Origin of the sequence: Streptomyces ossamyceticus, from assembly GCF_001418475.1 — a bacterium.
Lineage (GTDB): Bacteria > Actinomycetota > Actinomycetes > Streptomycetales > Streptomycetaceae > Streptomyces > Streptomyces ossamyceticus.
On the sequence record NZ_LIQX01000626.1, the window covers coordinates 1 to 10,943 of the forward strand.

At 70.9% G+C, this 10,943-nt stretch carries 9 protein-coding genes and 2 pseudogenes; 10 read left to right on the forward strand and 1 reads right to left on the reverse strand.

Annotation, left to right across the window (positions count from 1 at the left end):
- From AOK15_RS35130 to AOK15_RS47830, 3 genes and pseudogenes are all read left to right on the forward strand, one after another.
- Positions 1-413: ABC transporter ATP-binding protein (locus AOK15_RS35130; RefSeq protein ID WP_157870468.1), on the forward strand; the 413-nt coding region annotated here is incomplete at its 5' end.
- Positions 414-448: 35 nt separating this feature from the next.
- Positions 449-656: pseudogene (locus tag AOK15_RS47825) on the forward strand (ABC transporter permease); the annotation flags it as partial.
- 2 nt (positions 657-658) lie between these two features.
- Positions 659-1,746, forward strand: a pseudogene (locus tag AOK15_RS47830) (ABC transporter permease); the annotation flags it as partial.
- A gap of 218 nt (positions 1,747-1,964) precedes the next feature.
- On the opposite strand, the gene AOK15_RS35140 reads toward AOK15_RS47830, so the two are convergent.
- Entirely contained in the window at positions 1,965-3,068 is a 1,104-nt protein-coding gene (locus tag AOK15_RS35140; protein ID WP_055522361.1) for a mechanosensitive ion channel family protein, read from the reverse strand.
- 315 nt (positions 3,069-3,383) lie between these two features.
- On the opposite strand from AOK15_RS35140, the gene AOK15_RS35145 reads away from it, so the two are divergent.
- The 7 genes from AOK15_RS35145 to AOK15_RS35175 all read left to right on the forward strand — a co-directional run.
- Entirely contained in the window at positions 3,384-3,920 is a 537-nt protein-coding gene (locus tag AOK15_RS35145) for an HNH endonuclease (protein WP_055522363.1), read from the forward strand.
- A 252-nt stretch (positions 3,921-4,172) separates the two neighbouring features.
- Positions 4,173-5,009: a hypothetical protein gene (locus AOK15_RS35150; RefSeq protein ID WP_055522365.1), complete on the forward strand. Its 837-nt coding sequence runs from the start codon at positions 4,173-4,175 to the stop codon at positions 5,007-5,009.
- A gap of 154 nt (positions 5,010-5,163) precedes the next feature.
- Positions 5,164-6,393: an ROK family transcriptional regulator gene (locus AOK15_RS35155; protein WP_055522367.1), complete on the forward strand. Its 1,230-nt coding sequence runs from the start codon at positions 5,164-5,166 to the stop codon at positions 6,391-6,393.
- A gap of 273 nt (positions 6,394-6,666) precedes the next feature.
- Complete coding sequence (locus AOK15_RS35160) at positions 6,667-8,004, forward strand: ABC transporter substrate-binding protein (protein ID WP_055522370.1); 1,338 nt, start codon at positions 6,667-6,669, stop codon at positions 8,002-8,004.
- 6 nt (positions 8,005-8,010) lie between these two features.
- A complete protein-coding gene (locus tag AOK15_RS35165) occupies positions 8,011-8,952 on the forward strand; it encodes a carbohydrate ABC transporter permease (protein WP_055522372.1) in 942 nt (313 codons plus the stop codon).
- Complete coding sequence (locus AOK15_RS35170; RefSeq protein ID WP_055522374.1) at positions 8,952-9,860, forward strand: carbohydrate ABC transporter permease; 909 nt, start codon at positions 8,952-8,954, stop codon at positions 9,858-9,860. Before AOK15_RS35165 ends, AOK15_RS35170 begins: the two co-directional genes overlap by 1 nt.
- Positions 9,861-9,867: 7 nt before the next feature.
- Positions 9,868-10,943: family 4 glycosyl hydrolase (locus AOK15_RS35175; protein WP_055522376.1), on the forward strand; the 1,076-nt coding region annotated here is incomplete at its 3' end.

The following is a 10,943-nucleotide window of genomic DNA, read 5'->3' on the forward strand; positions in this document are numbered from 1 at the left end:
TCCCGGAGCTGACCGCCGTCGACAACGTGGCGCTGCCGCTGCTGCTGGCCGGCACCGCCCGCGGCGAGGCGCGGGAGCGGGCCGGTGCCTGGCTGGAGCGGTTCGGTGTCCGCGGCCAGGAGGAGCAGCGGCCGGGCGAGCTGAGTGGCGGCCAGGCCCAGCGGGTGTCGTTGGCGCGGGCCCTGGTCACGGGCCCGCGGGTGGTGTTCGCGGACGAGCCGACCGGGGCCCTGGACTCGCTGGCGAGCGAACAGGTGATGGCGGCGCTGGTGCACACGGCCCGGGAGTCCGGTACGTCGGTGCTGCTGATCACGCACGACGCGCAGACCGCGGCGTACGCGGACCGCGAGGTCACGCTGGAGGACGGCGTCGTGGTCTCCGGGGCCGAGGCGCCGCTGGGGGTGTCGCGTTGAGCACCCTCGCGAACGATCTCCGCCTCGCCTTCCTGCTGACGCAGGGCTCGGACCGCCGGGAGTGGTGGCGGGTCACGCTGACCGCCCTGGGCGCCGCGCTGGCGACGGGTCTCGGGCTGGCGGCGGCCGTGCTGGCCTCCCTCCAGGGGCGCTATCAGGTTCCGGTGGCCGACGGGCTGCTGAACAATCCCGGCCAGCGTTCCGGGGTGATCCTGACCCTGCTGCTCCTGCTGGTCCCGGTGCNNTGGGCGCCGTGCACCGGGACCGACGGCTGGCCGGGCTGCGGCTGGCCGGGGCGTCAGTGGGGCAGGTGCGCCGGATCGCGGCGCTGGAGGCCGGGATCGCCTGTCTGATCGGCTCGCTGGTCGTCACCGTCTTCTTCGTGCTGTCGCTGCTGCGCGAGTGGCGAAGCCCTTCCGCCCTGGCCTGGGCGGGAATCGCCCTGGTGTCGCTGGGGGTGCCCGCCCTGGGCGCGCTGGTGAGCGTGCTGGCGCTGCGCCGTGTGGTGGCCTCCCCGCTGGGCTGGGTCCGGCGGGTGGGGCCGAGGACGGGCCGGGGTCCGCAGTGGGTGTTCCTGGGGGCGATGGCACTTCTCGTGCTCGTGGCGCTGGCCGCCGTCGCCTCCACCTACATGGACATGCCGGACAACACCTTCAAGTCGGCACCGCTGACGTTGTTCGCCGCGCTGCTGGTGGTGGGCGCGGGCGCGGTCCTGCTGTCGGGCGCGGTCGCGAAGCTCACCGGCAAGGTGCTCGCCGGCCGCGCGGGGAACCCGGCGGTCCTGATCGCCGCCGAGCGGCTCCGCCAGGACCCGTGGGCGGCGGCCCGCACCCACGCGGCCGTCCTCATGGGGACCGTCGTCGGCAGCGGGTTCATCGGGGTACGGGCCACGCTGCTCGCGGACATCGCGAAGTACGACTACCTGGCCGATCGCGCCGACTTCTACACCGCCGGTCTGAACCTGACCGCCGCCGCGATCGTCGGTGGCTTCGCCGTCACCTTCGCCGCGCTGGCCGTCGGCACCGCCGAGTCGCTCGCCACACGCCGCCGGGGCCTCGCCGCCCAGGTCGCCGCCGGCGTGCCGTACGAGGTGCTGGGGCGCGCGCTGATTCTGGAGACGGCCCTGCCCCTGGTGCCGTCGCTGCTGCTGGCCGGGGCCGGCGGCACGGGCATCGCCTTCGCCTACGCCATGGCCATGGCCGGGACTTCGGTCCTGCCGTTCGGCGCCCTGCTGGTCCCCGTCGTGGCGTTCGGCGCCTGTCTGCTGGCGGCGGCCACATCCCTGCCCCTGCTGCGCCGGACGGTGCGGCCGGGCGAGCTGCGATACGCGTAGCGGAGGGGTGGCCGCGGCGGACACGGCCCGGCCGCTCGCCCGCGCTCCGGGGTGTACGGGGGTCCACCCGGAGCGCGGGAAAGCAGTGGGGGCGCCCGGATCTCTCCGGGCGCCCCCACTGTCGTACACGGGCGGGCGCCCCCTCTCGTACACGGGCGGGCGCCCCCTCTCGTACACGGGCGGGCGCGCCGCCAGGCGCCCGCGACGCGCCGTGCGTCCTACTTCGTCGGCACGCCCGACGGGGTGATCGGCGTGGCCCGCTCCGACTGCGGGGAGGTCGAGTTGGCGTACACCGACGGGGGCGAGACGGCGGCCGCGGAATCGTCGGCCGGGCCGTCGGACTGCGCGGGTATGCCCCCGACGATGCGGATGTCGGCGGCGTCGAAGGCCTTCTTGATGCGCCAGCGCAGCTCACGCTCGATGGTGAGGGCCTTGCCGGGCATGGTCTTGGCGGAGACGCGGACGACCATCGACTCCAGGAGCACGTCGTCCAGGCCGAGGACCTCGATCGGGCCCCACAGCAGCTCGTTCCAGGGCTCTTCCTTGCTCATCGTCTCGCCGACCTCCGCGAGCGTGCGGCGGACCCGGTCGAGGTCCTCGTCGGCGCGGACGGTGACGTCGACGCCGGCCGTGGCCCAGCCCTGGGAGAGGTTGCCGATGCGCTTGACCTCGCCGTTGCGGACGTACCAGATCTCGCCCTGGTCGCCGCGGAGCTTGGTGACGCGCAGACCGACCTCGATGACCTCACCGGAGGCGACGCCCGCGTCGACGGTGTCACCGACGCCGTACTGGTCCTCCAGGATCATGAAGACGCCGGAGAGGAAGTCCGTGACCAGGTTCCGGGCGCCGAAACCGATCGCGACGCCCGCGACACCGGCGGAGGCCAGCAGCGGGGCGAGGTTGATCTCGAACGTGGCGAGGACCATCAGGGCGGCCGTGCCGAGGATCAGGAAGGACGCCACGGAACGCAGCACCGAGCCGATGGCCTGGGAGCGCTGGCGGCGGCGCTCGACGTTGACCAGCAGCCCGCCGAGGCTGGAGCCCTCGGTGGCCGGTACGGAGCGGTTCATCCGGTCGATGAGCTTGGTGATCGCCCGCCGGACCATCACTCTCAGCACCGCCGCGATCACCACGATCAGCAGCACGCGCAGACCGATGGCCAGCCATGTGGACCAGTTCTCCTCCACCCAGCTGGCGGCGTTGGTCGCGCTCTCCTGAGCGTCCTCCAGGGTGGGCACCGCGGGCGTCGTCGGTGTCTCCGAGGGGGACGGCGACGGCGACACGGCGGCCAGTAGGAGGGGCAGGGACGAAACGGGCGACACGACGGGTACCTCCAGGTGCGTTATCCGCCCCCCGGTACGGCGGTCAAGATCGATCAGGTCACGGAAAGGTCACCGGAGGGGCAGACCCACCACACTAACGGGGCATTGTGTGGATGCCGTAGTGATGTTCGAGGGAGACAGGGCGCTCACCAGGGAGTGAAGGGCGCACGCAGCGGGGGATGAATCAGGGTGTGGTCGAAAACACTCCCAGCCCGTTACCGGGACATGGTGGCGCTTCCACCAGGCCTGAGGGGAGACTGACTACGGATCGTCCACGGCGCGAGCCACGCGCCGCCGGCGTACAAGGAGGCATCCGTGCCGCATGTCCTGGTCCTCAACGCGTCGTACGAGCCGCTCGGCGTCGTACCGCTCCGCCGCGCGCTCGTCCTCGTCCTGGAGAACAAGGCCGTCTCCTTGGAGGAATCCGGCGCCTTCATGCACAGCGCGACCGTCACAGTCCCCGCACCCAGCGTGGTCCGGCTCAAGCGATTCGTCCGGGTTCCCTATCGGGGGCCCGTTCCTCTGACCCGCCGGGCGCTGTTCGCGCGTGACGGGGGCCGGTGCATGTACTGCGGTGGCGTCGCAACCAGCGTCGACCACGTCATCCCGCGCAGCCGCGGGGGCAAGCACGTCTGGGACAACGTCGTCGCGTCGTGCCGTCGTTGCAATCACGTCAAGGCCGACCGTCATCTGGTCGAGATCGGCTGGCGACTGCGCCACAAACCCGCTCCGCCCACCGGCCTGGCCTGGCGCATCATCGGGACCGGCCACAGGGACCCGCGCTGGTTGCCCTACCTCCAGCCGTACGGCGCGGACGACGCCATGGCCCGGATCGACGGCATCTCCGCCTGACGGTCCGGGCCTTCGCATCGCCGGAAGCCCCCACCGGACGCCCCCGCCGGACAGCCGGCCGAGGGGCGTCCGGCACATGACAGCCGGACGCCTCATCCGGAACAGTCACACCCACCTGACCAGGCGTTTTGTCGCCTCGTTCACAGCCACCCCGCATTCCCCGCACATCGGTGATCGTTTAGTGTCACCCCAACGGCGGGCCCTTGTTCTGGAGCGCAACGCCCGGGGGTCCGTTTCGAATGTGGGGAATTCATGCGAAAGCTCGCCATAGGTGCCGTCGTCTCCGGCGCCCTGGCTCTCACCGGCCTCGCCGCGCCCTCCGCGCTGGCCGACTCGCCGAACCTGAGCTTCGGCGCCGTCACGGTGAACAACGGCAAGCCCATCGTGGTCGGCGTCAAGGACACGGTGACCGTCCCGGTCACGTACAGCTTCACCCGCCCGTCGGACCTCGTCATCGACTACGAGAGGAACATCCTGGCCATCGCCCTGTACCGGGGCCGACTCGCGAGCCCCTCGAACGGCCTGGACGGCTCCCCGAAGCGGCCCGTCTGCACCACCACGGCGACGACGGACACCACGGTGACGCAGTCCTGCGCGACGAAGGTCACCGTGGACCCGCGCGAGAACCTGATGAGCGCCGCGGACGCCACCACCTGGAAGGTGGCCGCCGTCTACGGCCACACGTCCGTCGACGAGGACGACTCCGACGGCCACATCAGCTTCGAGAACGGCTTCGACGTCTGGGGCGACCTCGGCACCGCCAAGCTCCAGCGCGCCGCGAGGCTCACCGTGAACGCCACCCCGGAACCGGTCGCCAAGGGCAGGACCCTGACCGTCAAGGGCGCGCTGACCCGCGCGAACTGGGAGACCGGAAGCTACTCGGGCTACCGGGACCAGAAGGTGACGCTCCAGTTCAAGACGGCCGGCACCACGTCCTACACCGACGTGAGGACGGTGACCTCCGGCACCGGCGGCGCCCTGTCCACCACCGTGAAGGCCACCAAGGACGGCTCGTACCGCTACGCGTTCGCGGGTACGTCGACGACCGCGGCCAAGACGTCCGCCGGCGACTCCGTCGACGTCAGGTAACACCCCTCCCGCATCGCGGGCACCGCCCCCAGGTAACGACTCCGTTGCCCGGGGGCTTTTTCGTCCGACCCGTATTGACTCGCCCCTGGTCTAGTCCTATCTTCCTGACATCCGATAGGAAACCTTCCTAATAGTTCGGCGGTGACGCTCCCCCATGGCTGGAACCCCTCGCGTACTGCGCGCCATGAACGACCGCGCCGCGCTCGACCTGCTGCTGGAGCACGGGCCGCTGTCGCGGACCCGGATAGGGAAGCTCACCGGGCTGTCGAAGCCGACCGCCTCGCAGCTCCTCGCCCGGCTGGAGGCCGCCGGGCTCGTCATCGCCACCGGCACCGACACCGACGGTCCCGGCGACAGCGGCTCCGGCGCGGGCCGGCCCGGACCCAACGCCCAGCTGTACGCGGTCGACCCGACCGCCGCGTACGCCGCCGGCCTCGACGTCACCCCCGAACGTGTTCTCGCCGCCGTCGCCGACATCACCGGCCGCACGGTCGGCGAGCACGCCGTCCCCACCCCCGGACGGCGACCCGCCGAGCCCGTCGCCCGCCAGGTCGCCGCCGCGCTCGACGGGGCGGTCAAGGCCGCCGGGCTCGTACAGTCCGACGTCCGCCGACTGGTCATCGGCACGCCCGGCGCGTTCGACCCCACCACGGGCCGGCTGCGCTACGCCTCGCACCTGCCCGGCTGGCACTCCCCCGCGCTGCTCGACGACATCGCCGCCGCGCTGCCGATGCCGGTCGAGTACGAGAACGACGTGAACCTGGTCGCCCTCGCCGAACAGCGGCTGGGCGCGGCCAAGGGCCACGACGACTTCGTGCTGCTGTGGAACGAGGGCGGCATCGGCGCCGCGGTCGTCCTCGGCGGGCGGCTGCACCGGGGCTTCACCGGGGGCGCCGGGGAGGTCGGCTTCCTGCCCGTCCCCGGTGTGCCGCTTGTCCGCCATGTCACCAAGGCGAACAGCGGGGGCTTCCAGGAGCTCGCCGGTTCACAGGTCATCCCCCGGCTCGCCCGGGAGCTGGGCATCACCCCGGTGCCGGACGGGCCGTACGCCGAGGTCGCGGCGGACCTCGTGGGACGGGCCGCCGATGTGAACTCCGGTCCGCACCGGCGCCTCCTGGCCACGTACGCCACGAGCGTCGCGACCGGGCTGGCCTCGCTGGTGTCCGTCCTCGATCCCGAGCTGATCGTGCTGAGCGGCTCGGCGCTCACCTCGGGCGGGGAGCCGTTGCGGGCCCTCGTCCAGGCCGAGCTGGGCGAACTCGCCGCGTCCCGGCCCCGGCTCGTCCTCGGTGACGTGCTCGAACGCCCCGTGCTCCGGGGGGCGTTGGAGAGCTCTCTCGCCACCACGCGCGACGAGGTCTTCGACACGTTGACGCTCCGCTGAGTCCGCCGGCCCCGAGACCGCTCGACAGCCGCGGGCGGGCTCCGAGGCCGCCGGACAACCGCCGGCCGACTCCGGGGCAGTTCGCCTGCTGGGGGCCGCCTCCCCATCCGCTCGACAACTGAGGGCTCGTCGCCACCGGTCGCACCCACACGGCGGAGCCGCGTGTCCCCACAACCCCGCGCCCCTTCGCGGCATCCCTGCTCACCCCTCTCCCTCTGCCTCTCCCTCCTCCCTCTCTTCCCCTCGCCCACTCCTTCCTCAGGAGGCCCCTCCATGTCCGGAATATCCAAGAACGCGGCGATCGCTCTCGCCGCCACCGCCTCTCTCGCCCTGCTCGCCACCGCCTGCACCGGGCAGTCCTCGGCCAGTGCGAACGACGACCCCGACGCCAGGACGACCATCACCTTCTGGCACGGCTGGAGCGCGCCCGCCGAGGTGAAGGCGATCCAGGCGAACGTGGACCGGTTCGAGAAGGCACACCCGAACATCACCGTGAAGGTCGTCGGGAACATCAACGACGACAAGCTCAACCAGGCGCTGCGGGCGGGCGGTTCGAACGGGCCGGACGTGGTGTCGTCGTTCACCACGTCCAACGTCGGCAAGTTCTGCTCGTCCGGCGCGTTCCTCGACCTGAAGCCGTTCATCGAGAAGTCGAAGCTCGACCTCGACAGGATCATCCCGAAGCCGATGCTGGACTACACGCAGTTCGAGGGCACCCGCTGCGCCCTGCCGCTGCTCGGTGACGCGTACGGCCTCTACTACAACAAGGACGCGTTCGAGAAGGCGGGCATCAAGTCCCCGCCGAAGACGTGGTCGGAGTTCGCGAAGGACGCCGAGAAGCTGACGAAGCCCAAGGGCGACGGCTACGCCCAGCTGGGCTTCATGCCGAACTACCACGGCTACGAGACGGTCGTGGACCACTACATGTCCCAGTGGGACCACGCGTACTTCGACGCGGACGGCAGGTCGAACATCGCCAAGGACCCGGCGTTCGCGCAGATGTTCAGGTTCCAGAAGGGCCTGGTGGACTCCCTCGGTGGCTTCGAGAAGCTGGAGAGGTACCGGAACACCTTCGGCGACGAGTGGGGTGCCAAGCACCCCTTCCAGACCGGTCAGGTGGCCATGCAGCTGGACGGCGAATGGCGGCTCGGGATGGCCGAGGCCGCCGGTGTGGACTTCGAGATCGGCACCGCGCCCCTGCCCGTCGCGGACGACGAGGTCGACGAGTACGGCAAGGGCTTCCTCTCCGGCACGATCATCGGCATCGCCCCGCAGAGCAAGAAGCAGAACGCCGCCTGGGAGCTGGTGAAGTACCTGACGACGGACACCGAGGCCGTGGTCTCCTTCGCCAACGCCATCCACAACGTGCCGTCCACCTTCGCGGCGCTGAAGTCGCCCGACCTGAAGGCGGACCCCGGCTTCAAGACGTTCCTGGACATCGCCCAGCACCCGGACTCCAACACGCCCCCGGCGTCCGTCAACGGCTCGACGTACCAGACGACGCTCCAGGACTTCGGCTACCAGTACGAGTCCGGGAAGGTGAAGAACCTCCAGGAGGGGCTGGAGAAGACCGCGAAGCAGATCGACACCGACATCGAGCAGGCGAAGTAGCCTCCGATGGCCACGCACACTCTCCGCGCGAAGCGCCGCAGGTCGGCGCTTCGGACGGTGGCCTTCCTGTCACCGTGGCTGATCGGGTTCGGCGTCTTCTTCGCCTATCCGCTGGTGTCCACCGTGTACTTCTCGTTCATGAAGTACGACGGCTTCGGTACGCCCGTCTTCCGCGGCCCGGGCAACTGGGCCTACGTCTTCCAGGACTACCCGCTGTTCTGGCCGGCGCTGCGCAACACCCTCTGGCTGGTGCTGGTGATGGTGACGTGCCGGGTGGTGTTCGGCCTCGGCGTCGGCCTCCTCATCACGAAGATCAAGACCGGTACGGGTGTCTTCCGGACCCTGTTCTACCTGCCGTACCTCGCCCCGCCGGTCGCCGCGACGCTGGCCTTCGTCTTCCTGCTCAACCCGGGCACCGGGCCGGTCAACTCCCTCCTCGACGGGTTCGGGCTGCCGACGCCGGGCTGGTTCACCGACCCCGCCTGGTCCAAGCCGGCGCTCACCGCGCTCGCGCTGTGGGGGGTCGGCGACCTCATGGTCATCTTCATGGCCGCCCTGCTCGACGTGCCGAGGGAGCAGTACGAGGCCGCCGAGCTGGACGGGGCCTCGGCGTGGCAGCGGTTCCGGTACGTGACGCTGCCGAACATCTCGCCGATCGTGATGTTCGCCGTGGTCACGGGCGTCATCCAGACCATGCAGTACTACACGCAGCCGCTGGTGGCCGGGAAGGTGGCCTCCGGGATCATCGGCGGCTCCGGGCAGCAGTTCGAGCCGGGGTACCCGGACAAGTCGACGCTGACCCTGCCCCAGCTCGTCTACAACCTCGGTTTCCAGCGCTTCGACTACGGCGCCGCCTGCGTGGTCGCGCTCGTGCTGTTCGCGCTGTCCATGGCGTTCACCGCGCTGCTGATGCGGCGCCGAGGCGGACTGATCGGAGCGGCCGACTGATGTCCCAGGTACTCGACCATCCCGTCCACGCGGACGTGTCCGCGGCACGGCCCGGCGGCTCCGGGAGCGAACGCGCGGCCCGCCGCCGGGCGGTCCTGGAGTGGATCGCCGTGCACTCGCTCGGCGTCGCCGCCGCCCTCTTCTTCACCCTGCCCTTCGTGTTCGTCGTCCTGACCTCGCTGATGAGTGACCAGCAGGCCCTCACCCGCGATCTCGTCCCGGACACCTGGGAGTGGGGCAACTACCGGCAGGTCCTCGACACACCCGGCTTTCTGACCTGGTGGCGCAACACGCTGCTCTACGCGGGCCTCGGCACGGTCCTCACCGTCGTGTCGTCCGTTCCCGTGGCGTACGCGCTCGCCAAGTTCCGCTTCCGGGGCCGCAATCTGGCGCTGATGCTGGTCATCTCGATGATGATGCTGCCGCCGCAGGTCGTCGTCATCCCGATGTACCTGTTCTGGGCCAAGCAGCTGGACCTGTCGGGCTCGCTCTGGCCGCTGATCGTCCCGATGGCGTTCGGCGACGCGTTCTCGATCTTCCTGCTGCGGCAGTTCCTGACGACGATCCCGAACGAGTACCTCGACGCGGCCCGGGTGGACGGCTGCGGCGAGCTGCGGACCCTGCTGCGGGTGGTGCTGCCCATGGCCAAGCCGGGCATAGCGGCCGTGGCCCTGTTCCAGTTCTTCTACGCCTGGAACGACTACTTCGGCCCGCAGATCTACGCCTCCGAGAACCCGGCCGCCTGGACCCTGTCCTACGGCCTGGAGTCCTTCAAGGGCGCGCACCACACCGACTGGAACCTGACCATGGCCGCGACCGTCCTGGTGATGGCCCCCGTGATCCTCGTCTTCTTCTTCGCCCAGAAGGCGTTCGTCGAGGGCGTCACCCTGACCGGAGTGAAGGGTTGATACGCATATGAAGCTCACCGTGGTCGGCGGAGGGTCGACCTACACACCCGAACTCGTGGACGGGTTCGCCCGGCTCCGCGACACCCTGCCGATCGAGGAGCTGGTGCTCGTCGACCCGGCCGAGGATCGCCTGGACCTGGTGGGCGGCCTCGCCCGCCGGATCTTCGCCCGCCAGGGCCACGGCGGCAAGATCGTGACGACCGCCGACCTGGACCGGGGGGTCGAGGGCGCCGACGCCGTGCTGCTCCAGCTCCGGGTCGGCGGGCAGGCCGCCCGGGAACAGGACGAGACCTGGCCGCTGGAGTGCGGCTGCGTAGGCCAGGAGACCACCGGCGCGGGCGGCCTCGCCAAGGCGCTGCGCACGGTCCCGGTCGTCCTGGACATCGCCGAACGGGTCCGCCGCGCCAACCCCGGCGCGTGGATCATCGACTTCACCAACCCCGTGGGCATCGTGACCCGTGCGCTGCTGCGCGCCGGGCACCGGGCGGTCGGGCTGTGCAATGTGGCCATCGGACTCCAGCGGAAGTTCGCCGGGCACCTGGGCGTCGCCCCGGCCGACGTCCACCTGGACCATGTGGGCCTCAACCACCTCACCTGGGAGACCGGGGTACGGCTCGGCGGGCCCTCCGGCGAGGACGTCCTGCCGAAGCTGCTGACCGGGCACGGCGACACCATCGCCGCCGACCTGCGCCTCCCCCGCCCCCTCCTCGACCACCTCGGCGTCGTCCCCTCCTACTACCTGCGCTACTACTACGCCCACGACGAGGTCGTACGGGAACTCCGTACGAAGCCGTCGCGGGCCGCCGAGGTCGCCGCCATGGAGCGCCGGTTGCTGGACATGTACGCCGACCCGGCGCTCGACGAGAAGCCGGCGCTGCTCGCCAAGCGCGGTGGCGCCTACTACTCGGAGGCCGCCGTGGACCTGGCGGCGGGCCTGCTGGGCGGCAGCGGCAGCCCGTACCAGGTGGTGAACACGTACAACGCCGGGACGCTGCCCTTCCTCCCGGACGACGCGGTGATCGAGGTCCAGGCGACCGTGGGGCCGACCGGCGTCACCCCGCTGCCGGTCCCGGCCGTGGACCC

Coding starts and splice junctions, on each gene's coding strand:
- AOK15_RS35150 (WP_055522365.1), top strand. CDS start 4,173: ATGCGAAAGCTCGCCATAGGTGCCGTCGTCTCCGGCGCCCTGGCTCTC.
- AOK15_RS35155 (WP_055522367.1), top strand. CDS start 5,164: ATGGCTGGAACCCCTCGCGTACTGCGCGCCATGAACGACCGCGCCGCG.
- AOK15_RS35160 (WP_055522370.1), top strand. CDS start 6,667: ATGTCCGGAATATCCAAGAACGCGGCGATCGCTCTCGCCGCCACCGCC.
- AOK15_RS35165 (WP_055522372.1), top strand. CDS start 8,011: ATGGCCACGCACACTCTCCGCGCGAAGCGCCGCAGGTCGGCGCTTCGG.
- AOK15_RS35170 (WP_055522374.1), top strand. CDS start 8,952: ATGTCCCAGGTACTCGACCATCCCGTCCACGCGGACGTGTCCGCGGCA.